Origin of the sequence: Pseudomonas sp. NPDC089530 (assembly GCF_050280705.1) — a bacterium.
Taxonomy (GTDB): Bacteria; Pseudomonadota; Gammaproteobacteria; order Pseudomonadales; family Pseudomonadaceae; genus Aquipseudomonas.
Genome location: NZ_JBNNVU010000067.1, coordinates 1 through 23,251, shown reverse-complemented (window position 1 = coordinate 23,251; position 23,251 = coordinate 1). Strand labels below are relative to the sequence as shown.

Below are 23,251 nucleotides of genomic sequence, written 5' to 3'. Positions count from 1 at the left end.
GCCGCGTCGGAGCTTTACCCTTGCCGCGTTCTTCTGCTGTACGTTTCAGTCACTTCCTACCCTCATTACTACTCCTGCTTGCGGGGCTCGCGGCTGCCTACGTCAAGGACCTCAACGTTTTCTTCACCTCGCTGTTCAACGTGTTGCCGACCTTGGTGCTGCTGCTTGGCGGCGCTTATTGCGCGGTGTACCGGCGCCAGCGTGAACTGTTCCTGATGGTCACGGTGTACATCGCCTATTTCCTGCTCGATACCCAGACCGATTACTACCGCGACAATGGCAAGGTGCGTGAGGACGCTGCGGTGGTGTTCCACCTGGTCTGCCTGCTGCTGCCGTTGCTGTTCGGCCTGTTCGCGGCCTGGCAGGAGCGTACCCACCTGTTCCAGGACATGGTGGCGCGGTTTGCCGTGTTGCTCGCCTTCGGCAGTGTGGCGCTGGGGCTCGAGCAGAGTTATCCCCAGGCGCTGCTAGCCTGGTTGGCGGAAATTCGTTGGCCGGCCCTGCATGGGGCCTGGATGAGCCTGATCCAGCTGTCGTACCCGGTGTTTCTTGCCGCCTTCCTGTTGCTGGCGATCCAGTACTGGCGAAACCCGCGCCCGTTGCATGCGGCGCAGCTGGTAGGGCTGCTGGGCCTGTTCTGGATGCTGCCCAAGACCTTCATCCTGCCGTTCACCCTGAACATCATGTGCAGCCAGGTGATGCTGATGATCGCCGCGGCCGTTGCCCACGAGGCGTATCAGATGGCTTTCCGCGACGAGCTGACCGGCTTGCCGGGCCGCCGGGCCTTGAACGAGCGCATGCAGCGGCTGGGGCGCAACTACGTGCTGGCGATGAGCGACGTCGACCACTTCAAGAAATTCAACGACACCCATGGTCACGATGTCGGGGATCAGGTGTTGCGCCTGGTGGCCAGCAAACTCTCGAAAGTCAGCGGCGGCGGTCGTGCCTACCGTTATGGCGGCGAGGAGTTCGCGGTGGTGTTCGCCGGCAAGACCCTCGAGGAATGCATGCCGCACCTGGAGGTGATTCGCGAGACCATTGCCAACTACAACATTCAGTTGCGCAACCAGGAAAACCGTCCCCAGGACGACCAGCAGGGGCGTCAGCGCCGGGGAGCGCCCGCGGCATCCAGCGTATCGGTGACCGTCAGTATCGGTGTCGCCGAGCGGCAGATGGAGCACCGTACGCCAGAGGAAGTGCTCAAGTCCGCCGACCAGGCGCTGTACAGCGCCAAGGGTGCGGGGCGCAACTGCGTCATGGCCTTCGGTCAGAACCGCCGTGGCGCGGTGCGCATGGACACTGCCGCAAGTTGAGTGATGGCGGCGCATTCAGCGTCTGCACTGTGATTGGCAGGTCGCAAGAGCGGCAGTAGGTTGGATTGATCTGCTGCCGGAGAATCGACCATGCCTGAGTAACAAAGCCCCCCTGCGCGACGTGCGTTGCTGATCGATCCTGTCTTCGATTTCCACTCCAGCTACACAGCCCTGGTGGCTGCCGGACCGTGTTCGAGGCGAGCAGTGACTGCCCGATGACCTTGCCGGCAGAGCTGTTTGCGTTCTAGGTTTTCATGTATCCGCTAATCACTGGAAAGCCGGCTCCCAAGGGTTTCTGCAGATGTCTGTTGGTCAGGATTCTTGGTGACTAAAAATTACATAAAAGTCACGAGTTGACCCTATGTGTCGCAAAAGTTGTTCGGGTACACTCGGGTTTTCGTAAATGGGGCCGTTCGGCTCAACTTGTTTAGATCTTGCGAGGTTTGCCATGGCTGACTACAAAGCGCCCCTGCGCGATATGCGCTTCGTCCTCAATGAGGTTTTCGAGGTCGCCAGACTCTGGGCCGAACTGCCTGCCCTGGCCGACACTGTCGACGCTGAAACCGTCGAAGCGATTCTTGAGGAAGCCGGCAAAGTCACCGGCAAGAGCATTGCCCCGCTGAGCCGCGCTGCCGACGAAGAAGGCTGCCACTGGAGCGATGGCGCGGTCACCACGCCGGCCGGTTTTCCCCAGGCCTACCAGACTTACGCCGAAGGTGGCTGGGTCGGTGTCGGCGGCGATCCGGCCTACGGCGGCATGGGCATGCCCAAGGCGGTGTCGGCCCAGGTCGAGGAAATGGTCAACTCGGCCAGCCTGTCGTTCGGCCTGTACCCGATGCTGACCGCCGGTGCCTGCCTGTCGATCAATGCCCATGCCAGCGAAGAGTTGAAAGCGGCCTACCTGCCGAACATGTACGCCGGCGTCTGGGCCGGTTCCATGTGCCTCACCGAGCCGCATGCCGGCACCGACCTGGGCATCATCCGCACCAAGGCCGAGCCCCAGGCCGATGGTTCCTACAAGGTCAGCGGCACCAAGATCTTCATCACCGGTGGTGAGCATGACCTGACCGAAAACATCATCCACCTGGTGCTGGCCAAGCTGCCGGACGCACCGGCTGGGCCGAAGGGCATTTCGTTGTTCCTGGTGCCGAAGTTCCTGGTCAACGCCGACGGCAGCCTGGGTGCGCGCAACCCGGCGAATTGCGGTTCGATCGAGCACAAGATGGGTATCCAGGCCTCGGCCACCTGCGTGATGAACTTCGACGAAGCCGTGGGTTACATCGTCGGCGAGCCGAACAAAGGCCTGGCGGCGATGTTCACCATGATGAACTACGAGCGTCTGGGTGTGGGTATCCAGGGCCTGGCGTCGGGCGAGCGCTCCTACCAGAACGCAGTGGAATACGCCCGCGATCGTCTGCAGAGCCGTGCGCCTACCGGCCCGCAAGCCAAGGACAAGGTCGCCGACCCGATCATCGTCCACCCGGACGTGCGGCGCATGCTGCTGACCATGAAGGCCGCGAACGAAGGCGGCCGCGCGTTCTCCACCTATGTGGCCATGCAGCTGGACACCGCCAAGTACAGCGAAGACGCCGGCGTGCGCAAGCGCGCGGAAGACCTGGTGGCACTGCTGACGCCGGTGGCCAAGGCTTTCCTCACCGATCTGGGCCTGGAAACCACGGTTCACGGCCAGCAGATTTTCGGTGGCCACGGCTATATCCGCGAGTGGGGCCAGGAGCAGCTGGTGCGCGATGTGCGCATTACCCAGATCTATGAAGGGACCAACGGCATCCAGGCCCTGGATCTGGTCGGTCGCAAGGTCGTCGGCAGCGGTGGGGCGTTCTACAAACTGTTTGCCGACGAGATTCGCCATTTCACCGCGACCGCCGGCAGCGACCTGGGCGAGTTCACCAAGCCATTGAACGAAGCGCTGGATAATCTCGATGAGCTGACCGCCTGGCTGCTGGATCGGGCCAAGGCCAATCCGAATGAAATCGGTGCGGCCTCAGTCGAATACCTGCAGGTGTTTGGCTACACCGCCTACGCCTACATGTGGGCGTTGATGGCCAAGGCTGCCTTGGGCAAGGAGTTGCAAGACGATTTCTACGCCAGCAAGCTGGGCACCGCGCGCTTCTACTTCGCCCGCCTGCTGCCGCGTATTCACTCGCTGAGTGCGTCGGTGAAAGCGGGTAGCGAGTCCCTGTTCCTGCTGGATGCGGCGCAGTTTTGAGTCTGTGTACGTCATGTAAGCAATCTCTTACATGACGTGCTGCTAATCGCCCCTATCGGCAGATTGGATCCAGAGCTAATCTACTTCACATGGACGTCGCGCAGGAAGCGCAAAGCTAGAACACGGACACGTAGGATTCCGCCAGGATGGTGGAGTGAAAGGGATGTCAGGGAAACAGTCTGCAAAGCCCCGCTTCGGCGGGGTTTTCTTTTGCCTGGGTTTTTTATCCGGGCCTCTTCAGCCAAGCCCTTCCAGCGTCACCGGGCCAGGCATCCGCCCATCCGGGCCGCTCATTTCTTCTTCCAGCAAGGTTCGCAACAGCGCCAGGGTGGCCTGCTGACGCTGCACATCGCGACACACCAACCCCACTTTCAATGGCACCCGCGGCTCGCTCAGCGGTTTCCATAACAGCTCTGGATGGCTGTGGGTCTGACGCGAGCGTCCCGGCAGGACCGTCGCCAGACGAGTGTTGGGTAAGCTGTCGAGAATCCCTCCCATATTGTTCAATTCCGCCTGTACCTGCGGCCGGCGTCCGAGATTGGCCAGTTGCGCCTGCCAGATCTGGCGAATCTGAAACTCCTCCCCCAGCAACAGCATGGGCAATTCCGCCGCTTGGCTCATCGAGACCTTCTTGAATTCGCGCAAGGGATGTTCGGCGGGGATCACCAGGGTCAACTCATCTTCATACAACTGCACGCCATGCAGCCCCGGCTGGCGTGGGGGCAGATAACTGATGCCGATATCCAGCGAGCCGTTGAGCAGGCGCCGTTCGACTTCCAGGCCGGTCAGTTCGTAGATCTGCACCACCAGATGCGGCTGGGCCTTGCGCACCCGTTCGAGCATCTGCGGAATCAGGCTGCTGTGTACGGTCTGCAGCACACCGATCGCCAGGGTGCGCAGGGCCTGGCCCTTGAAGTTGCCCAGGGCTTCGCGCGCCCGTTGCAGGCCGTCGAGCAGGGGCAGGGCATGGTTGTACAAAGTGTGCGCTGCCAGGGTCGGCAGCAGGCGCTTGCTGCTGCGCTCGAACAGGCTGACGTCGAGGTTCTGTTCCAACTGACGGATCTGTTGCGAGAGCGCGGGTTGCGAGATCGACAGGCGCTCGGCGGCACGTCCCACGTGACCTTCTTCGTACACCGCGACGAAATAGCGCAGTTGTTTGAAATCCATAAGTTCTGCTTATTGAAAAAGCTGGAAAATCGAAATGGCCCGATATGCCGGGGAAGCCTAGTCTACCCCCTATTCACAAGGCTTACAGGGCCATAGGGCGCGATGAATACCGTTTACGTGGATGGTGTTTACATAGGCAAGGCAAAAAATCTCGGACAGGGTCTGGTCAGTGATACGGACAAACATCCAGTTGCCAACCGACTCTGGTTATGGCTGCAGGGTCTGGTCGAGGACTGCTCCTCGCGCCTGCCACGGGAGGGGGTGAGCGCATGAACCTGTTCAGCCTGCGTCGCTCCCAGCCGAGCCTCGATGACTTGGTGTCCGAGCCCTGCCTGTCGTCGAGGGGCGATAACCTTTCCAGTGAGTGCCTGATGCCCAGCGTCCAACGGCCCAATCCGGTATTTGTGCGTGGCCAGGGCTCGTGGCTGTGGGACAGCGATGACCGGGCTTTTCTCGACTTCGTCCAGGGCAACGCTGCTAACAGCCTCGGCCATAGCCCTTCGGCGCTGGTCAAGGCGCTGACGGCCCAGGCCCAGTCGCTGATCAACCCCGGCTCGGGTTTCTACAACCGCGGCCTGCTCAACCTGAGCGAGCGTTTGTGCCGCAGCACCGGCAGCGACCAGGCCTATCTGCTGGGCAGCGGCAGCGAAGCCTGTGAGGCGGCGATCAAGCTGGCCCGCAAGTGGGGCCAGCTGCATCGGGGTGGTGCGTCGAAGATCATCACCGCCAGCGGCAGTTGTCACGGTCGCAGTTTCGCGGCGATGTCGGCTTCGGCAAGCACCAGCCTGGGCAATCGCTTCGAGCCGCAGTTGTCGGGGTTCAGCCATGTGCCCTTCAACGACTTGCCGGCTTTGCACGCCGCGGTGGATGCGCAGACCGTGGCGATCATGCTCGAGCCGATCCAGGGCGAGGCCGGGGTGATTCCGGCGACCGAGCATTACCTCAAGGGGGTCGAACGCCTGTGTCGCGAACTGGGCATTCTGTTGATTCTGGATGAAGTGCAGACCGGCATCGGCCGCTGCGGCACCTTGTTGGCCGAACAGGTCTACGGCGTGCGCGCCGACATTGTCGCCCTGGGCAAGGGCCTCGGTGGTGGCGTGCCGCTGGCAGCCTTGCTGGCGCGTGGCAGCGCCTGCTGTTTCGAGGTGGGCGAACTGGATGGCACCCATCATGGCAATGCTCTGATGAGCGCGGCCGGTCTGGCGGTGCTCGACAGCGTGCTGGACAACGGTTTTCTCGAGCATGTCCGGGAAACCGGCCAGTACTTGCGCGAAGGGCTGGCCCGTCTGGCCAACCGTTATGCCCAGGGGGAGTTGCGCGGCCAAGGCCTGTTCTGGGGCTTGAGCCTGGCCGACGACTCGGCCGAGGCCGTGGTCAACGCCGCCCGTTACGAAGGCTTGCTGCTGGTCGCGACGCAACCGGACTGCCTGCGGTTCACCCCGGCGCTGACCGTGAGCAAGGCGAATATCGACGAAATGCTGTTGCGCCTGGCGCGGGCCTTTTCCCGGGTGCGCACCGCACAGCTGCAATGCCGCAAAGGGCTGGTGGTCTGAAGGCGGCGCGGATCCTGCCCGACGGGCTGAGCGGCCCGCATCCGATATTGCACTGACAGAATTTCCGAACCGTCTCGCGGTATAACGCATCGCCCCGTGTCTGATTTTTCGCACGGGGCGTTTTTTTGTCTCCGGCTTTTGCAAAACCGCTATTCAGCCTTGAAGGCCAGCATCAGCCAACCGGTCTTCGCCCGCTACCTGAACACCAGCGCCTCCACGGTGATGCAGTGGGAGTCCGGCGAAAAACATCCGAGCGGCATGGCGTTCAAGCTGTTGAGCATCGTGCAGAGACACGGCCTCGACATACTGGCCTGAGTTGAGTCGCTACCGGGCGGCTGGCTGGCCGGCCTGCTCCATCACCCGTCGATAGAACAGCCACTCCTGCTCCAGGGCATGGGCCTGGTTGGCAGCTTTGCGAAAGCCATGGCGTTCATCCGGGTAATAGTGGGCTTCGGCTGCAATGCCGTTGTCCTGCAGGGCCTGGAGCATGTCCCGGGTCTGCTGGGGCACCACCACGGCGTCGAGCTCGCCCTGGAAGAAGATCACCGGTACGCGGATATTTCCGGCATGCAGCAGCGGCGTGCGGGCCTGATAGCGTTCGGCATCCTGCTCTGGATCGCCGATCAGCCAGTCCAGGTAGTCGCCTTCGAACTTGTGGGTGGCACGCCCCAGGGCGACCGGGTCGCTGACGCCATACAGGCTGGCGCCAGCACGGAACACCTCGGCACAGGCCAGGGCGCAGAGCGTGGTATAGCCGCCGGCGCTGCCGCCGCGAATGAACGCCCGGTCGCCGTCGACCAGGCCTTGTTCGGCCAGGTAGGCGACCACCGCGCAGGCGTCTTCCACATCCACCTCGCCCCAGCTCAGATGCAGGGCTTGCCGGTACTCGCGGCCATAGCCGCTGCTGCCACGGTAGTTCAGGTCGGCCACGGCAAAGCCCCGTTGCGCCCAGTACTGGATGCGCGGGTCGAGGATCGGATAACAGGCCGAGGTCGGGCCGCCGTGAATGAACACCACCAGGGGCGGTCGGGACTCATTGCCCATGGCCGGGTAGAAAAAGCCGTGGGCCTGGCCCTGGCCGCTGGGGTAGCACAGGGTCTGGGGGCGGCTGATCTGCTCCGGTGGCAGGAGCGCCACGCCACCGGCCAGGAGTGTGACCTGCCGTGACTGTCGGTCGATGGCGATCACTGCGGAGGGGCTTACAGGCGACGCCGCGATGCAGTAGATAAACCGTTCATCCAGCGCCAGGTTGCGGAAGCGGCTGTAGTCGCCACTGAAATCCTGTGACGAACCCCCATCCAGGCACAGCCCCAGGTGACCGAAACCGGCGTCTGTCCAGGTGCCGAGCCAGCTGTCGCCCCCCAGCGGCAGCCAGGTGCAGCCACCCAATTGCCAGGGCGCCGGAGCGTGATCGGCGGCGGCGCAGGGCAGCGCCTGCAGGCCGCTAGGGCTTTCACCCCAGGGTTGCCAGAACCCGGCGCGGTCAGTCAGGCAATACAAGCGGCCGGTCCCGTCGAAGCGCGGTTGTTGCAGTGACTCTGGTGCACCATCGCCCGCCACGCAGCGCGGGTCGTCCCAGCGACCATTGGCCAGGCGCTCGGCGACCATCAGGCGCGTCGCGGTCCAGGGCTGGTGCGGCCGGTCCCATTCGATCCACGCCAGACGCTGACCATCCGGGCTCAGGGTGGGGGCGGCATAGAAATCTGCCCCTTCGGCCAGCAGCTGGCGTTTTCCATGGCTCGTGTCGATGGCCACCAAGCGATGCTGGTTGTCGTGCTCCTCCACCGCCAGCACCTGGCCGGCGGCGAACTGCAAATCGCCATAACGGCACTCGCCAGCGGTCAGGGCCACCGGCGCTTCGCCTTGCAGCGATTGCCGGTAGAGCTGCTGATCCGCTTCGTTGACGAACACCAATCCGTCACCGCTCAGGCAAAAGGCCCCGCCGCCGTATTCGTAGACCCGGCTGCGCACGCTGAAACCCTGCGGCGTCAGGCAGCGGGCCTGCTGGTCGCGCCAGTGCCAGATCCGGCAGGCGCCATCTTCGGGGCGGTATTCGTTCCAGAACAGGCCGTTGGCGCCGAGCCGCAGTTCGGCGAAATCGATGCCGGCGGCAACGGCCCGGGCGGCGCTGAGGGTTTCAGCCTTTGGCGATGAGGTGCGAGTTTCGTTCATTACGGAAGGCCAGTTGCTCGATGGTCTGGGTGGCATGCTCGGCCTCTTCGCGGGCCTTGAGAATCACGTCGTGATGGGGCGACTTGCCGCACACCGGGTCGGTGTTGCTGGCGTCGCCGGTGAGCATGAAGGCCTGGCACCGACAGCCGCCGAAATCCTGCTCCTTTTCGTCGCAGGAGCGGCATGGTTCGGGCATCCAGTCGTAGCCACGGAAGCGGTTGAAGCCGAAGGAGTCGTACCAGATGTGTTGCATGCTGTGGTCGCGCACATTGGGAAACTGCACGGGCAGCTGTCGGGCCCCGTGGCAGGGCAGGGCGGTGCCGTCGGGCGTGACCGTGAGGAAAATGCTGCCCCAGCCGTTCATGCAGGCTTTAGGGCGTTCCTCGTAGTAATCCGGGGTGACGAAAATCAGTTTGCACGGATGCCCTTCGGCTTCCAGTTTGGCGCGGTATTCGTTGGTGATGCGCTCGGCGCGCACCAGTTGTTCCCGGGTCGGCAGCAGGCCGACGCGGTTGAGCTGGGCCCAGCCGTAGAACTGGCAGGTGGCGAGTTCGACGAAGTCGGCTTCCAGGGCGATGCACAGCTCGATGATGCGGTCGATCCGGTCGATGTTGTGCCTATGGGTGACGAAGTTCAGCACCATCGGATAGCCGTGGGCCTTCACCGCCCGGGCCATTTCCAGCTTCTGGGCGAAAGCCTTCTTCGAGCCGGCCAGCAGGTTGTTCACCTGTTCGTCGCTGGCCTGGAAGCTGATCTGGATGTGATCGAGCCCGGCCTTCTTGAAGTCGCTGATCTTCTGCTCGGTCAGGCCGATGCCGGAGGTGATCAGGTTGGTATAGAAGCCCAGCTTGCGGGCTTCGCCGATCAGCTCGGCGAGGTCCTGGCGCACCAGCGGCTCGCCCCCGGAAAACCCCAGTTGCGCGGCGCCCATTTCCCGGGCCTCGCGAAACACCTTGAGCCACTGCTCGGTGCTCAGCTCCTTGCCCTGCTCGGCGAAATCCAGCGGGTTGGAGCAGTACGGGCATTGCAGCGGGCAGCGGTATGTCAGCTCGGCCAGCAGCCACAGCGGCAGGCCGACTTCCGGCTTGGGCGGCACCGATAGGGGTGAATCAGCCAAGTTCGATCCAGTGCTGTGCACGGGCGACCTCCATGAACTGCTCGATGTCGTCACCGAGCTCGGGCACGCCGGGGAACTGGATCTCCAGCGCGGCGACGATCGCCGCGACATCCCGTTCGCCGTCGATCAACCCGCCGATCAGCGCGGCGCTCTCGTTGAGCTTGATCATGCCTTCAGGGTAGAGCAGGACATGGCCCTTCTGCGCCGGTTCGTACTGGAAACGGTAGCCGGGGCGCCAGGTCGGGGTCTTGCTGCGATCGAAGCTCATAATGTGATTCCTTTGTGCCAGACCCGTTCTGCGGTGACGCTGTGATACGGCGGGCGATTGAGTTCGTAGGCCATGCTCATGGCATCGAGCATGCTCCAAAGAATGTCCAGTTTGAACTGCAGAATTTCCAGCATGCGCTCCTGGCCGGCGCGGGTGGTGTAGTGCTGCAGGGTGATCGCCAGACCATGCTCGACATCGCGCCGCGCCTGACCCAGGCGGGTGCGGAAGTACTCATAGCCGGCCGGGTCGATCCACGGGTAATGCTGGGGCCAGCTGTCGAGGCGCGACTGGTGGATCTGCGGCGCGAACAGTTCGGTCAGCGAGCTGCTGGCGGCTTCCTGCCAACTGGCGCGGCGGGCGAAATTGACGTAGGCGTCGACGGCGAAACGCACGCCGGGCAGGACCAGCTCTTGCGAGCGCAGTTGATCCGGGTCGAGGCCGACCGCTTGCCCCAGGCGCAGCCAGGCCTCGATGCCACCGTCTTCGCCGGGGGCGCCGTCGTGGTCCAGCAGGCGCTGGATCCACTCACGACGGATTTCCCGATCCGGGCAGTTGGCGAGAATCGCCGCATCCTTGAGCGGGATGTTCACCTGGTAGTAGAAGCGGTTGGCGACCCAGCCCTGGATCTGCTCGCGGGTCGCCCGGCCTTCGTACATCGCCACATGGTATGGATGGTGGATGTGGTAGTAGGCGCCCTTGGCCCGCAGGGCCTGCTCGAATTCGGCGGTGGACATTGCTGTGTCGGTCATTGCGCTTCTCCGGGGAACAACCTTGGATAATATTGCCTGATCGGGCCTCATCGCGGGCAAGCCTCGCTCCTAAAGGTAGCGCTGTCTTTTAGGCACAAGGCTGTCCGCGAAAAAACCGGTGGTTACAGCTCGATACTCATTCCGTCGTAAGCCACTTCAACGTTGCGCCGTGCCAGCTCCGCGCGTTCGGCGGAGTCCTCGTCGAGGATCGGGTTGGTGTTGTTGATGTGGATAAGAATCTTGCGCTGCTCCGGCAACTGCTCCAGCACTTCCAGCATGCCACCGGGGCCATTTTGCGCCAGATGGCCCATTTCCCGTCCGGTGCGGGTACCGACGCCGCGCCGCTGCATCTCGTCGTCTTCCCACAGAGTGCCGTCCACCAGCAGGCAGTCGCTGCCGCGCATGATGTCCAGCAGCGCAGCATCGACCTTGCCCAGCCCCGGGGCGTAGAACAGTTTGCCGCCGGTGCGCAGGTCTTCGACGATCAGGCCGATGTTATCGCCCGGGTGCGGGTCGAAGCGATGGGGCGAATAGGGCGGCGCGGCGCTGCGCAGCGGCAGCGGGCTGAAACGCAGGTTCGGGCAGGCCGGGATGGTGAAGCTCTGGTCGAGTTCGATGCGGTTCCAGTTCAACCCGCCGTTCCAGTGGGTGAGCATGGTGAACAGCGGAAAGCCGCTGCTGAGGTCTTCATGGACCATGTCGGTGCACCAGACCTGATGCGGGCAGCCTTCGCGCAGGCTGAGCAAGCCGGTGGTGTGGTCGATCTGGCTGTCCATCAGGATGATCGCGCTGATCCCGGTGTCGCGCAGGGCCCGACCCGGCTGCATGGGGGCGAAGCCCTGGAGCTGGGCGCGGATGTCCGGCGAGGCGTTGCACAGGACCCAGTTCACGCCGTCGTCGGAAAGGGCGATGGACGATTGGGTGCGCGCGCTCGCCCGCAGGCTGCCATCGCGAAAACCCGCGCAGTTCGCGCAGTTGCAGTTCCACTGCGGAAAACCGCCACCGGCGGCGGAACCTAGAATCTGGACAAACATGGCCGCTCCATCAGGTTAAGGCTGAAAATAAAAACGCCCCGGCGAACCGAGGCGTTGCGCTGCGCAACCAATCAACGGCTGGCGAAGTACATGGTGACTTCAAAGCCGATACGCAGGTCGGTGTAAGCTGGCTTGGACCAGGTCATGGAGATACTCCTTCAGGTGGGTGGGACAGTTGAGATCTATACATATAGTCCACCTCCAACCGGAGATGTTCAGATGCTTAGGGGGCTATCTTACTAAATTCCCTTTGGGGAATGACCGCAATTGTCGAAGAAAGCTCGTTACAGCCAGGGTAATGATCAGGGCACCGTTTGCCAGGATGTGTCCGGGGCGGCGCCGTTGGCCAGGCAGCGCCAGCCGCCCTGGGCCTGGCGCAGTTGTCCGGCCGCAAGCAGCAGTCGTTGCCGGGGTGCCGCTATTATTTCCTGTTGCAATTGCTTGAGGTAATCCGACGGATGACCGGCCAATCGGCCCTGCCAGAGCAGCTCGGCCAGTTGCGCTACCGGCAATGCCTGGGTCTCGAACTGAGCAGCCAGGTTAGCTTTCAGAGCGTCCAGGGACGCATCGTCCAGCGCCTCGATCAGCTCCGGCAAGCGTGCCAGGAATGCCTGGATATGCGCGAGAATCTCACTCAATGACGCGCTGGGCGATTGCACGCCGAACAGTAACCCGGTCTGGCCGTCGATCTGCCGCACGCCGCTGAACACCGCATAGCCCAACTGTAATTCGACCCGCAGACGCTGATAGAACGGCATCTGGCCCAGTTGCCCCAGCAGCCGCCAGTTGGCTTCCTGGGCGAGCGCGGTGCCAGGGGCCGGGCAGAACAGCAGCAGGGCCGGCTCGGTGGAACCGGTTGCGATCTCGTGCCAGCGTGGTTGTGCGGCGCTCGAAGGCGGCGCCGGAAGCTGGCTATCGGCGTGGCCCGGGGCCTTGCTCAAGGTCGCGCTGATGCTGCTTTGGGCCTGGGTCAGGCCGATGGCCAGGCCATCCCAGCGGGCTTCGCTCCATAGGGTTTGCCAGCTTTGTTCATCCACGGGTTGTGGGGTCTGGGAAGCGGGTAAGTCCAGGCAGCATTCGGGCAGGTCCTGGAGCAGTTGCCGGATCGGCAGTAGCGGCTCGGGGGCGGCTGGCTGGGGCATCTGCCAGAACTGCGCGCCGGGCTGGCCCAGTTCCAGCAACGTCTGCTGGAGCACCGCCGGGATCGGCTCGGGGTGGCCCTTGAGTGTCAGCAGGCACTGGTTGCCCGAGAGGCCCAAGGACAACTCGACACCTGCCTGGAGCCCATCGTCCCGCAGGTTACCCAGATGGCTCTGCAGGCGACTATGCAGCTCCCGCGGCAATACACGTGGCAAGCGCCAGCGCAGGTACAGGGCGGCTTCGCCGGAGTCGTCGGCGAGGGCCTGACTGAAGGTCATGCCCGATGATTCGCGACGCTGACGCAGGCGGTCCTGGGCGAAGGTGCGCAAACCGCGGTGGGCACTGGTTTGCCCGCGAATCAGGCCGGCCCGGGTTTCAGGCGCCGAGCTGCGCAGGAACGGATTGGCCGTCGGCAGTTGCCAACGGCTAGCGCTGTTGCTGACCTGCGGGGGATGCAGTTGCGACAGCAAGGTCTTGAGCGCCATGAGGCCCTGGTCGGACAGCTGCTGTTCCAATCGCTCGTTGTTCAGTCGGGCCAGTTCCAAGGCACTGGCGACCTGGCGTTTGCGTTGCTGCAGCAGGGCGTATTCCTCGCGCAACGCAGGCCAGTCATCCTGGCTGCTGAAAAAGGCCAACCAGTCGAAGAACCCTTCACTCACCTGCTCCGGTTGTTTTGCGCCCTGTTCGGTCAGGGTGAACTGGAGATGCAGCAGCGCCTGGCCGGCAAACTGATACAGCGGTGAGGCTTGCAGACCTTCGATCAGGCCCTGCTCCTTGAGGGTGGCGAGCAGCCCGCCGGGCTTGCCGGAGGCCAGCCAGGTGCAGAAAAAGTCCATCGCCTCGCGGGTGCCCGTGGGCAGTTGCTCGCAGGCGAACAGCAGGTTCAGGCGGCGTCCGTCGATCTGTTGATAGTGCTGCTGTGGCGGTGTCAGCAAGGGCACAGGCAGGCCTTGGGGTTGTGCTTCGCCGACGGTGAGAGCCGCGGCGAAGTCTTGGGCCAGGGCTTTCAGCTCATCCAGCGACTGAGGGCCGGCCAGGCTCAGGGTCATTTGCCCAGTCTGGTAGTGCACCCGATAGAAGGCCTGCAGCGCCTGTTGAAACGCCGGGCGCGGTACCTTCAGGCTGTAGCGATTCCCAGCGTGGAATGCCCGCAGCGGATGTTGTGCGCAAATACCGTCGAGCAGGGCGAACTGCCGTTGCGCGCTGGCATCCCGCGACCAGGCGATGAACTCCGCGTGCAGCACCTCTCGCTCCCGCAACTGGTCTTCCTGGCTCAGGCGTGGGTGGGCCAGCATGTCGGCCAGGCGCTCCAGCCCGCCGGGGAAATCCACAGGGGCCAGCTCGAAGAAAAAGTCGGTGTGGCGCTCGCCGGTACTGGCATTCACCGGGCCGCCGTGGCGCTGCACATAAGCCATCAGGCCCTGTTCCGCGGGGAAGCGTTCGGTGCCGAGAAACAGCAGGTGTTCGAGAAAATGCGCCAGCCCGGGCCAGGCCAGCGGTACGTCATGGCTGCCGGCCGAAACCCGCAGGGCTGCCGCGCAGCGTTTCAGTCGAGGGGTGTGCTGCAGTGAAATCCGCAGGCCGTTGGCCAGGGTTTCCTGATGGGGCAGAGGGTGGTTCAGCGCGGGCATGAGCACTTCCAGAACAGTGAAGCGCCCATGCTAGCGGATAACCGCGGATCAGCGCTTGTTCAGGTCGTCGTAAAGCTCCGGGCGACGGTCATGGAAGTAGCGGTTGGCCGCGCGGGAATCGAGCATCAGCTGGCGGTCCAGGGTGCCGCTGATCAGGGCTTCATCCAGCCCGGCCAGGGCGATCCGCTGGCCGTCGGGAGCGGCGATGCTGCTCTGGCCACAGTAGTGGATCTCGTCCTCGTGACCGCAGTAGTTGGCGTAGGCCACATAACACTGGTTTTCGAAGGCGCGCGAGCGCACGGTGACATCGGCGACGAAATCGTAGGGGACCATGTTGGCGGTAGGCACCAGGATCAGTTCGGCCCCAGCCAGTGCCAGGCGCCGGGCGTTCTCCGGGAATTCGATGTCGTAGCAGATCAGGAAACCGAGCTTCCAGCCATTGAGCTCCACCAGCGGGAAGTCGTCCGGCCCGGGGCTGAACATCGAGCGATCGAGATCGCCGAACAGGTGGGTCTTGCGGTAGTTGCACAGGCGCTGGCCGTTGCTGTCGATCAGTTGCACGGCGTTGTAGATCTGGCCGTCGTCGGCACGTTCCGGGTAGCCATACAGGATCGCGACACCCGCCGATTGCGCGACGTTGGCGATGTACTGCGCCGAGGGGCCGTCCTGGGCCTCGGCCAGGGCGCCGGCGGCCTCCACGCCGATGTTGTAGCCGCTCAGGAACATCTCCGGCAGCACCAGCAGGTCGGCGTCGGAAGCCTCTACGGCGATTTTCTGCAGGCGTTGCAGATTGCCGGCGACATCCAGCGGTTGGGGGGCACATTGATAAAGCGCGACACGCATGGCGATGACTCCTCTGGGCGCTGGGCTGTCCACTGTAGCCGTTGTCGCGGACCGCAGGCCATTGGCCTGCGGTCTCGAAGCTGCGAACGTTGCGCGCGATCGCAGCCTGCGGCAGCGGCTTCAGGGGCTTAGTCGGCCAGGGCGATGGGGCCGATTTCGTGGAACACGTCGCCCGGTCCCGGGTTCTCGGCGTGGGTCTGCCCGCCGAAGTGCTTCATGATGCCCCAGACCGCGTTAAGGGAGGTCTGTACCGCGCCTTCCACCCAGGCCGGCGTCCAGGACACATCGTCGCCGGCGATGAAGATGCCGCGTTGTTCGGCCGGCAGGTCGTCCTGCATGAAGTGCGCGTACATGCGCTGGTTGTAGCGGTAATGGCCGGGCAGGGCACCTTTGAAGGCACCGAGGAAGTGCGGGTCGGCCTCCCAGGACACAGTGATCGGATCGCCGATGATGCGCCCGGCGATATCGACTTTCGGGTAGATCTTCTTCAGGGCGTCGAGGGCCAGCTTGACCCGCTTTTCCACCGGATGCGGCAGCATTTTCAGGGCGTCGCTCATCCACGAGTAGGACAGGCAGATGACCCCCGGCTTGTCGTCGCCGTTGTCGAACAGGTACGTGCCGCGGGTCAGGCGGTCGGTGAGGGTCATGCTCATCAGGTCGCGGCCGGTTTCCGGATCTTTGTCCTTCCAGAACGGCCGGTCGACCATCACAAACGTCTTCGACGACTGCATGTAGCGGGTGCGGTCCAGGGCCATCCACATCTTTTGCGAGAACAGCGACTCTTCGCATTCGATCTGGGTGGTCAGCAGCCAGCTCTGGCAGGTGGTCAGCACCGCCGCGTATTCGCGGGTGTCGCCCCAGTTGTCGGTGACGCTGAAACGGCCATCGGCGGCCCGGGCGATGCGCTTCACCCCGGGACGCGGCGCGCCATGGTGCAGCGAGCTGAGACTGGTGCCTTGCGGCCAGTGGGCGCAACGCTCCGGCACGTGGCGCCAGATACCCAGCGGCACCTGTTCCACGCCGCCGACTACCAGATGCTGGTGATCGTCGCAGTTGGTCATCACCACGCGGAAGATTTCCAGCATCGAGTTGGGGAAGTCAGAGTCCCAGCCGCCGGTGCCGAAACCGACCTGGCCGAACACTTCGCGGTGATGGAACGACAGTTTGGCGAAGGCTTTCGAGGTGGCGACGAAGTCATAGAAGGTGCGGTCGTCCCACAGCGGCACCAGGGTGTTCCACAGCTCCTTGAGGCGCGGTACGTCCCGGTCGCGGATCGCCTGCTGGATTTCGCTGAAGCGCGAACCGTCTTCCAGCGCGTCGGCCCAGGCATCGGCCACTTCCTGGAACAGCGCCGGCAGGTCGGCGAGTTTCTGCGCGTAGTGCGTCTGGCCTTCGAGGTCGATCACGGTGCTGCCGGAAGCCGGCGTCAGCGGGTTGGGGAAGGGCTTGGTCTCGAGGCCCAGCTTGTCGACGTAGTGATAGAAGGCCGTGGAGGACACCGGAAAGCGCATGCCGCCCAGCTCGGCGATGATCCCTTCGGCGCCTTCGAACGCCTGGGAGCGCAACCGGCCGCCCATTTTCGAGGCTTCGTATACCACCGGCTTGAGGCCCAGCTTCATCAGCTCGTAGGCTGCCACCAGCCCGGCGATACCGGCGCCGACAATCGCCACTTCGGCGCCATGGTTGGCCTCGGGAATGCTGCCCAGGCCGGCCGGATGCTCGATCCATTCGTCGAAGCCAAACGGAAAGTCCGGGCCGAAAATAGTGATGGGTTTCTTACCGTCTGCAGGATGGCGATTGTTCTTGTTCATGGCTGACCTTGCTGGCGACTCGAGCAGAGTGCTGAGTATAGGGAAAGATGGCAGCCATTCTAGGGAGCGTTGCGCACGTTAATAAGACGCAAAATGTCGTCGTTATGGATGATTTGGCTTCAATATGGCGAAGTTGTTTTGCTAACTGACGAATAATTCTCCGTCGCCGCTGCCGAAGGCCGCGATCAAGGGCAAAGCGCTCGCAAAACAACGACTTACCGCGCAGGAGAAACCTTCAGACCGGATGCCCGCGGTCGATCTTGCTGCTGAGGATGATCGAGGTGGTGGTCTTGTCCACGCCGTCGACGCTGCCGATCTGGTCGAGCAGTTGGTCCAGCTGTTCCGGCGAGTCGGTACGCAGCCAGGCGACATAATCGAACTCGCCGCTCACCGCACAGAGCTGCTGGACCTGGGCCATGGCGCTCAGGCGCCGCAGCACCTCCTTGCCGGAGCGCGGCTGCACCTTTATCCCGACATAGGCCTGCAGGCCGCCATCGATGACCCGCTGCCCCAGGCGCACGCCATAACCGGTAATCACCCGCGTCTTTTCCAGCCGCGCCAGGCGCGAGGTCACCGTGGTACGGGCGATTCCCAGCTGCCGGGCGAGCATGGCCACGCTTTCCCGGGCATTGATCTGCAGGGCGGCGATCAGTTGGCGATCGATTTCGTCGAGGACGGGAGGGCGGCTGTCAGACAAGGTGAACTCCGGCGCGGGCAACGGTGGACGAGCATGTTACAGGCTCATTTCCGAGGATGCTCGCTGCGGCGGATCCCATTCGTTCACCTGCACTGTCTCAGCGATCAACTAGCCTGCCCAGCTCATCAAGGCGGATGCCGGGAATGATCGAAGTGGGGATGCGCGACGTGGGGGACAGGTTGTATACCGCGAAATCCTTGTTCATGACCTTATCCGACATCAGCTTCAAGGATGGCAGGATCCGCGACTCTAAATGCTGATCCAGGCCACAGGGCGACTTGAAGGTGTCTGGCGTTTCATAAAAGCGGTCCACGGAAGAGACAAGGTCGACGCCCACCAGGATCGCGGTATCGAAACCGGCGTGATAGGCCAGTTGCAGCGCCAGATAGGCCACTGTGCGGGCATCGAAGAAACCCTGCTCGAGATTCTTGCTGAAACCGATGTTCCGGCCTCTGTTACACCAGTGAAGGGGGGGGCGAACCAAATCGCTGTTGCTTCTGAGCAGACGCTCCTTCCAGGTCTGTCGTGGCGCTTTCTTCAATAGATACAGTTCGCCTTGAGGCTGGGTTGGAATCGTACGGGCATGTTCTTCCCAGAGCACCACACGCTGGCTGATAGCCATCGCCTGGGCAAAGAGCTCGGGTTGCTGGAGGGAAAAGCTGGTGTCGCTACAGGCATAGAAAAAGGGCTGTATACCGGTCCCGAGGAACATCGAGATGGCCCCGTTCATGGTAATCATCGGAGTGTTCGCAAAGGCTTCGATGGGGAAGTCCTTCGCCGACCCACCGGATGCAATGATAAAAACCGGGCCCTGCTGGATATTTCGGCAACGCGCGAATCCCGTTACCTGGCCAAGTGAAGGCGCCGTAGGTAGTACTTTCATCTGCTATGTCCGACTCATCAGGCCACTCTGATTATTTATGGGGTGGCTCAAGTAGCGTGCATCACGTCAGGGAAAGGCAGAAGCCCAGTCTATGACCCAGTAAAGGTCAAGAATGGCTTCCGCGCAGCTATGACCATCATGGGGTTCAATAGTTGTGCGGCAGGTCTGATTTCTTGGGTGGGGCTATCGGTTCTGTACCGGCCTGGCGGCCAAATCGATGGGGGGCAGCATTCAGATACGCGAAAGCCGCGCAATGCGCGGCTTTCAAGTTGGTGGGCCCACACGGACTCGAACCGTGGACCAAAGGATTATGAGTCCTCTGCTCTAACCGACTGAGCTATAGGCCCTCAGTAGGCCGCGGATTATAACGACGGTTTCTCGGCTGTGCTATCCGAATAATCCGAAACGGGAAGGCGCAGGAAGGTTGCCGCGAATTCGTCGGCGCTCAGGGGCAGGCTGATGACGTAGCCTTGGATCTGCTCGCAGCCTTCGTGGCCGAGGAACACTTGCTGGTCATGGGTTTCCACGCCTTCGGCGATCACGGTGAATTGCATGCTGCGGCCCAGGGCGATGATGGCTCGGACGATGGCCACGTCGTGGGGGTCATCGGGCAGGCCGCAGACGAATGACTGATCGATCTTCAGGAAGTCCAGCGGCAGGCGCTTGAGGTAGCTCAGGGACGAATAGCCGGTGCCGAAATCGTCGATGGCCAGCTGCACCCCCAGGCGCTTGAGTTGGTGCAGGACCTCCAGGGCTTCCTCAGCCTGGCTCATGATGAAGTTTTCGGTGATCTCCAGCTGTAGGAAGCCGGGTTTGAGGCGGTTGTCCTTCAAGAGTTGCTCGATTCGCCCCAGCAAGTTCGGCTGGCGCAACTGGGCTCCGGCGAGATTGACCGAGAGCGGGCCGAAGCTCTCGTAGCACTCATTCCAGGCGCGCAGCTGCTGGCAGGCGTGTTCCAGCACCCAGTCGCCGATCTGCAGAATCATGCCGTTCTCTTCGGCCAAGGGGATGAAGTGCTCGGGGGGGACATCGCCGAAGGTCGGGTGGTGCCAGCGAATCAGCGCTTCGGCGCCCACCAGCATCTGGTCACGAAGGCTGATCTTGGGTTGGTAGTAGAGATACAGCTCGTTGCGTTCGATGGCACGCCGCAGTTCATGCTCCAGGGCCACGCGCTCGCTGGCCTGGGCGGTCAGATCACGGGTGTAGCTTTCGACCCGGTTGCGGCCCTTGGCCTTGGAGCGATACATGGCGGCGTCGGCATTCTTGATCAGCGTGGCCACGTCGCAACCGTCCCGGGGGTAGAGACTGGTGCCGATGCTGGCGCTGATGAAGAACTCATGCTCCCCGGCCTGGAACGGGGCGCTGAAACAGTTCAGCAGCTTGTCGGCGATATGGTCGGCGTCGCTCGGCTGCTGTAGGCCGGGCAGCAGGATGATGAACTCGTCCCCACCCAGGCGGGCGACGGTGTCGATATCCCGCAATTGTTCTTTCAAGCGCACCGCAATGCCCTTGAGCAGCAGGTCGCCGACCGGATGGCCGAGGCTGTCATTGATGTGCTTGAAGCGGTCCAGGTCGAGGAACAGCACCGCGCCCTGGCCGCCATGCTCCTGCTGGTTGTTGAGCGCGGTGAGCAGGCGGCTTTCGAACAGGGTGCGATTCGGCAGGCCAGTCAACGGGTCATGGTGCGCCTGGTAATCGAGCTTGGCCTGGGCGTGCTTGAGGCTGGAGATATCGGCGAACACCGCGACGAAGTGGGTGACGAACCGGTCTTTGTTGCGCACCGCGCTGATGGTCAGCCAACTGGGGTACAGCTCGCCATTCTTGCGTCGATTGGAAATCTCCCCCTGCCAATGACCTTCGGCGGTCAACTGGTGCCACATGGCGGCATAGAAGGCGCTGTCATGCAGGCCGGAGGCCAGCAGGCGAGGAGTGTGGCCCAGGGCTTCGCTCTCGCTGTAGCCGGTGATCTCGGTGAACGCCCGGTTGACCGCGCTGATGTGCTGCCGGGTATCGGTGATCAGGACACCTTCAGCGGTGCTCTCGAACACCGTGGCGGCCTGTTGCAGCTTCTCCTGCATCAGGTGGCGCTCGGTGATGTCGCGGGCGATGGTGAGCATGCAATCTTCGTCGCCGATCGGCAGCGGCCGGCTGGACAGCTCACAGAGGCGGATCTGCCCGTCATTGCGGCGAATATGGCAGCTGAAGTCGCGCACGAAGCCGTCCCGCTGCATCAGGTCGAGCATCTGCCGGCGTTCGTTCAGGTTGACCCAGATGCCCAGGTCCAGGGTGGAGCGGTCGACGGACATGGCGCTGTTGAAGCCGGTGATGCGGCTGAAGCCCTCGTTGACCTCGATCAGCAGGCCGTCGCGCTGGCGACTGAGCAGCAGGCCGTCCGGCGAGGCGTGAAACGCCTTGGCGAACTTTTCTTCGGAGGTTTGCAGCTGCTGCTGGGTTTCCTTCAGCTGGCTGATGTCGCGTACCACCACGACCAGGGCGGGGGTGGTGTCGAGGTCGAAGGGTTCGGCGGAGATCAGGCCGGTGAACAGCTGGCCGTTGCTGCGCCGAAAGGGCATCTCCAGGTTGCGGATGCTGCCGGCCTGCAAGCGCTGCAGCAGCCCGGGGCCTACGCCCTGGATGCCCCAGATGTTGAGCTCGGTGGCCGTCTGGCCGATGACCTGCGCGGCACTCAGGCCGATCTGCTCCTCGAACGCCTCGTTGACCTCCAGCAGGCAGCCATCCGCAAGGCGGGCAATGACCAGAATGTCAGGGCACTGCTGGAACACCGAGGCAAATTTCTGCTCCGAAAGCTGCAGGGCCTCTTCGGTGCGTTTCGTTTCGCTGATGTCGATCATCAACCCGCGCATGACCGGCTCGTGTCCGTGCTCGATCAGGCTGACGATGTCGCGGACCCACAGGCAGCGGCCATCCGCGGTGATCACCCGATAATCGAGGCTGTGATCGCGCCCGGCCTGGAGTTCGTGGTCGCAGAAGCTCTGGGCGCGGGTCAGGTCGGCGGGGTGGATGATGTTTTTCCAGAACCCGGGGATCAGCCAGTGCGAAAGGGGGTAGCCCAGCAGTTGCTCGGCGTGGGGTGACACGTAGCTGTAGGTGAAGTCGCTGATACGGGCTTCCCAGGCGATGGCCGAAAGGCTTTCGACCAGGCCGCGGTAGTGGTATTCGCTGGTGCGCAGTTCCTGTTCCAGGGCCACGCGCCGGGCGATTTCGGAGCTCAGTCGGCGATTGATGCGGATCACCACCGCCAGCACGACGAACAGCAGTAGCAGCCCTGGCAGGCCATAGAACAGAAGGTCCGACCAGAACGAACGATGGTCGAGGACATTACCTACCCAGCGCTGCTGGATTTCATTGACCTCCGCCGGGCTGATGTCCGCCAGCACCTTGTCGAGAATACCCACCAGTATCTTGCTGTCGCGGGGTACGCCCATGGCCAGTTGATAGCGGTAGGGGGTTTCACCGCTGACATAGAGCCCGTCGAGCTTCAGCTGCCGCAGGCTCCAGACGCTGGACGCCAGATCGCCAACCACCGCATCGACCTGGTTGAGGGCAAGCGCCTGCAAGGCCGAACTCACATTGGGCAGGGCGACCAGGTTCAGGTCGGGATGGTAGGTGCGCAGCAACTCATGGGGGGCGTAATTTTCCACGACCGCAATCTTCAGGCCGTACAGGTCCTGGAGCTTGCCGGGTTGCGCGCCACCCTTATGGGCCAGGATCACAATGGGGAAGTCGAGGTAGGGTCGGGTGAAGGCCAGGTAATTCTGTCGTTCCGGGGTCGACATGATGCCGGGCAGCAGGTCCAGATTGCCCTTCTTTGCGGTTGCGAGCACCTCGCTCCAGCTGGCGGGCTCTATCGGCTTGAGCTTGATCGCCAGGCGATCCTGAATCAGGTGGATGTAGTCCGCCGCGAGGCCCTGGTAGCGTCCCTCCTCATCGCGATACTCGAAGGGAGGCCATGAAGCGTCGACCCCCAGGCGCAGTTCCTGATGGGCTGAAAGCCAGGCCTGCTCTTCATCGCTGAGAGTCAGTGCGTCAGCCGTTGCAGCCCAGGCGAGCAGCGACAGCACAAGCACGGTCGGCAGTCTGGGCATAACAGTCTCGTTATGGCACGGGGAATGTTTCGAGTGTAGACGGGCAATCCGGAGGAAGTGAGGCGCGGGGAATTTAAACTGCACAAAGCAAAACCCCCAGCAGGGCTGGGGGTCTTGGTATCACTCGTCGAGGAAGGAGCGCAGATGCTCGCTTCTTGTCGGGTGGCGCAGCTTGCGCAATGCCTTGGCTTCGATCTGACGAATCCGCTCACGGGTAACGTCGAACTGCTTACCGACTTCCTCAAGGGTGTGGTCGGTATTCATGTCGATACCGAAACGCATGCGCAGTACCTTGGCTTCACGGGCGGTGAGGCCGGAGAGTACTTCACGAGTCGCTTCTTTGAGGCTCTCAACGGTGGCGACATCGATTGGCGACTGCATGGTCGAGTCTTCGATGAAGTCGCCCAGATGGGAGTCTTCGTCATCACCGATCGGGGTTTCCATGGAGATCGGTTCTTTGGCGATCTTCAGTACCTTGCGGATCTTGTCCTCAGGCATTTCCATGCGTTCGCCCAGCTCTTCCGGGGTCGGTTCGCGACC

Annotated in this window: 17 protein-coding genes, 1 tRNA gene and 1 pseudogene; 4 read left to right on the top strand and 15 right to left on the bottom strand. The window is 62.9% G+C overall.

The annotated features are described in order from the left end of the window. The first annotated feature begins 20 nt into the window (after window positions 1-20). Both ACQKQA_RS21855 and ACQKQA_RS21850 read left to right on the top strand, forming a co-directional pair. Complete coding sequence (locus ACQKQA_RS21855; RefSeq protein WP_427562265.1) at window positions 21-1,313, top strand: GGDEF domain-containing protein; 1,293 nt, start codon at window positions 21-23, stop codon at window positions 1,311-1,313. Between the two features lie 448 nt (window positions 1,314-1,761). Next, complete coding sequence (locus ACQKQA_RS21850) at window positions 1,762-3,540, top strand: acyl-CoA dehydrogenase C-terminal domain-containing protein (protein WP_427562262.1); 1,779 nt, start codon at window positions 1,762-1,764, stop codon at window positions 3,538-3,540. A gap of 237 nt (window positions 3,541-3,777) precedes the next feature. Here the strand turns inward: ACQKQA_RS21850 and ACQKQA_RS21845 are convergent, their stop codons facing one another. Further along, window positions 3,778-4,707 (bottom strand): LysR family transcriptional regulator, encoded by a 930-nt coding sequence (locus ACQKQA_RS21845; protein ID WP_427562259.1) that lies wholly within the window; start codon window positions 4,705-4,707, stop codon window positions 3,778-3,780. Between the two features lie 269 nt (window positions 4,708-4,976). On the opposite strand from ACQKQA_RS21845, the gene ACQKQA_RS21840 reads away from it, so the two are divergent. Both ACQKQA_RS21840 and ACQKQA_RS21835 read left to right on the top strand, forming a co-directional pair. Next, window positions 4,977-6,260, top strand: coding sequence for an aspartate aminotransferase family protein (locus ACQKQA_RS21840; protein WP_427562256.1), 1,284 nt, complete (start codon window positions 4,977-4,979; stop codon window positions 6,258-6,260). Window positions 6,261-6,428: 168 nt separating this feature from the next. Continuing rightward, window positions 6,429-6,575 (top strand): annotated as a pseudogene (locus tag ACQKQA_RS21835) (helix-turn-helix domain-containing protein); the annotation flags it as partial. A 9-nt stretch (window positions 6,576-6,584) separates the two neighbouring features. On the opposite strand, the gene ACQKQA_RS21830 reads toward ACQKQA_RS21835, so the two are convergent. From ACQKQA_RS21830 to ACQKQA_RS21765, 14 genes are all read right to left on the bottom strand, one after another. Then, window positions 6,585-8,432: a S9 family peptidase gene (locus ACQKQA_RS21830; RefSeq protein WP_427562254.1), complete on the bottom strand. Its 1,848-nt coding sequence runs from the start codon at window positions 8,430-8,432 to the stop codon at window positions 6,585-6,587. Then, window positions 8,398-9,570 carry a pyrroloquinoline quinone biosynthesis protein PqqE gene (gene pqqE, locus ACQKQA_RS21825; RefSeq protein ID WP_427562251.1) on the bottom strand — a complete coding sequence of 391 codons (1,173 nt, stop codon included), beginning with the start codon at window positions 9,568-9,570 and terminating at the stop codon, window positions 8,398-8,400. Before pqqE ends, ACQKQA_RS21830 begins: the two co-directional genes overlap by 35 nt. After that, window positions 9,542-9,817 (bottom strand): pyrroloquinoline quinone biosynthesis peptide chaperone PqqD, encoded by a 276-nt coding sequence (gene pqqD, locus ACQKQA_RS21820; protein WP_427562248.1) that lies wholly within the window; start codon window positions 9,815-9,817, stop codon window positions 9,542-9,544. Before pqqD ends, pqqE begins: the two co-directional genes overlap by 29 nt. Then, window positions 9,814-10,566, bottom strand: a complete 753-nt coding sequence (gene pqqC / locus ACQKQA_RS21815; RefSeq protein WP_427562245.1) for a pyrroloquinoline-quinone synthase PqqC — start codon at window positions 10,564-10,566, stop codon at window positions 9,814-9,816. Before pqqC ends, pqqD begins: the two co-directional genes overlap by 4 nt. Before the next feature lie 122 nt (window positions 10,567-10,688). Continuing rightward, a complete protein-coding gene (pqqB, locus tag ACQKQA_RS21810) occupies window positions 10,689-11,600 on the bottom strand; it encodes a pyrroloquinoline quinone biosynthesis protein PqqB (RefSeq protein ID WP_427562242.1) in 912 nt (303 codons plus the stop codon). Window positions 11,601-11,671: 71 nt separating this feature from the next. Further along, on the bottom strand, window positions 11,672-11,746 hold the full coding sequence (pqqA, locus tag ACQKQA_RS21805) for a pyrroloquinoline quinone precursor peptide PqqA (RefSeq protein ID WP_003194766.1): 75 nt from the start codon (window positions 11,744-11,746) through the stop codon (window positions 11,672-11,674). A gap of 156 nt (window positions 11,747-11,902) precedes the next feature. Then, window positions 11,903-14,371, bottom strand: a complete 2,469-nt coding sequence (pqqF, locus tag ACQKQA_RS21800) for a pyrroloquinoline quinone biosynthesis protein PqqF (protein ID WP_427562239.1) — start codon at window positions 14,369-14,371, stop codon at window positions 11,903-11,905. A 48-nt stretch (window positions 14,372-14,419) separates the two neighbouring features. Further along, a complete protein-coding gene (locus ACQKQA_RS21795) occupies window positions 14,420-15,214 on the bottom strand; it encodes a carbon-nitrogen hydrolase family protein (RefSeq protein ID WP_427562236.1) in 795 nt (264 codons plus the stop codon). A 128-nt stretch (window positions 15,215-15,342) separates the two neighbouring features. Continuing rightward, window positions 15,343-17,025, bottom strand: a complete 1,683-nt coding sequence (locus ACQKQA_RS21790) for a flavin monoamine oxidase family protein (protein WP_427562233.1) — start codon at window positions 17,023-17,025, stop codon at window positions 15,343-15,345. Window positions 17,026-17,260: 235 nt separating this feature from the next. Beyond that, complete coding sequence (locus tag ACQKQA_RS21785; protein WP_427562230.1) at window positions 17,261-17,722, bottom strand: Lrp/AsnC family transcriptional regulator; 462 nt, start codon at window positions 17,720-17,722, stop codon at window positions 17,261-17,263. Window positions 17,723-17,819: 97 nt separating this feature from the next. Next, window positions 17,820-18,605, bottom strand: a complete 786-nt coding sequence (locus ACQKQA_RS21780) for a lipopolysaccharide biosynthesis protein (protein WP_427562228.1) — start codon at window positions 18,603-18,605, stop codon at window positions 17,820-17,822. Between the two features lie 270 nt (window positions 18,606-18,875). Then, window positions 18,876-18,952: transfer RNA gene (locus ACQKQA_RS21775), tRNA-Ile, on the bottom strand. 15 nt (window positions 18,953-18,967) lie between these two features. Beyond that, window positions 18,968-22,711 carry a bifunctional diguanylate cyclase/phosphodiesterase gene (locus ACQKQA_RS21770; RefSeq protein WP_427562224.1) on the bottom strand — a complete coding sequence of 1,248 codons (3,744 nt, stop codon included), beginning with the start codon at window positions 22,709-22,711 and terminating at the stop codon, window positions 18,968-18,970. Between the two features lie 120 nt (window positions 22,712-22,831). Continuing rightward, window positions 22,832-23,251 (bottom strand): sigma-70 family RNA polymerase sigma factor (locus ACQKQA_RS21765; RefSeq protein ID WP_427562222.1); only part of this gene is annotated, 420 nt, incomplete at its 5' end.

Excerpts from the sequence above, each read along its gene's own strand:
- ACQKQA_RS21850 (WP_427562262.1), top strand. The coding sequence starts at position 1,762 with ATGGCTGACTACAAAGCGCCCCTGCGCGATATGCGCTTCGTCCTCAAT.
- ACQKQA_RS21845 (WP_427562259.1), bottom strand. The coding sequence starts at position 4,707 with ATGGATTTCAAACAACTGCGCTATTTCGTCGCGGTGTACGAAGAAGGT.
- ACQKQA_RS21840 (WP_427562256.1), top strand. The coding sequence starts at position 4,977 with ATGAACCTGTTCAGCCTGCGTCGCTCCCAGCCGAGCCTCGATGACTTG.
- ACQKQA_RS21830 (WP_427562254.1), bottom strand. The coding sequence starts at position 8,432 with ATGAACGAAACTCGCACCTCATCGCCAAAGGCTGAAACCCTCAGCGCC.
- pqqD (WP_427562248.1), bottom strand. The coding sequence starts at position 9,817 with ATGAGCTTCGATCGCAGCAAGACCCCGACCTGGCGCCCCGGCTACCGT.
- pqqC (WP_427562245.1), bottom strand. The coding sequence starts at position 10,566 with ATGACCGACACAGCAATGTCCACCGCCGAATTCGAGCAGGCCCTGCGG.
- pqqB (WP_427562242.1), bottom strand. The coding sequence starts at position 11,600 with ATGTTTGTCCAGATTCTAGGTTCCGCCGCCGGTGGCGGTTTTCCGCAG.
- pqqF (WP_427562239.1), bottom strand. The coding sequence starts at position 14,371 with ATGCCCGCGCTGAACCACCCTCTGCCCCATCAGGAAACCCTGGCCAAC.
- ACQKQA_RS21795 (WP_427562236.1), bottom strand. The coding sequence starts at position 15,214 with ATGCGTGTCGCGCTTTATCAATGTGCCCCCCAACCGCTGGATGTCGCC.
- ACQKQA_RS21790 (WP_427562233.1), bottom strand. The coding sequence starts at position 17,025 with ATGAACAAGAACAATCGCCATCCTGCAGACGGTAAGAAACCCATCACT.
- ACQKQA_RS21780 (WP_427562228.1), bottom strand. The coding sequence starts at position 18,605 with ATGAAAGTACTACCTACGGCGCCTTCACTTGGCCAGGTAACGGGATTC.
- ACQKQA_RS21770 (WP_427562224.1), bottom strand. The coding sequence starts at position 22,711 with ATGCCCAGACTGCCGACCGTGCTTGTGCTGTCGCTGCTCGCCTGGGCT.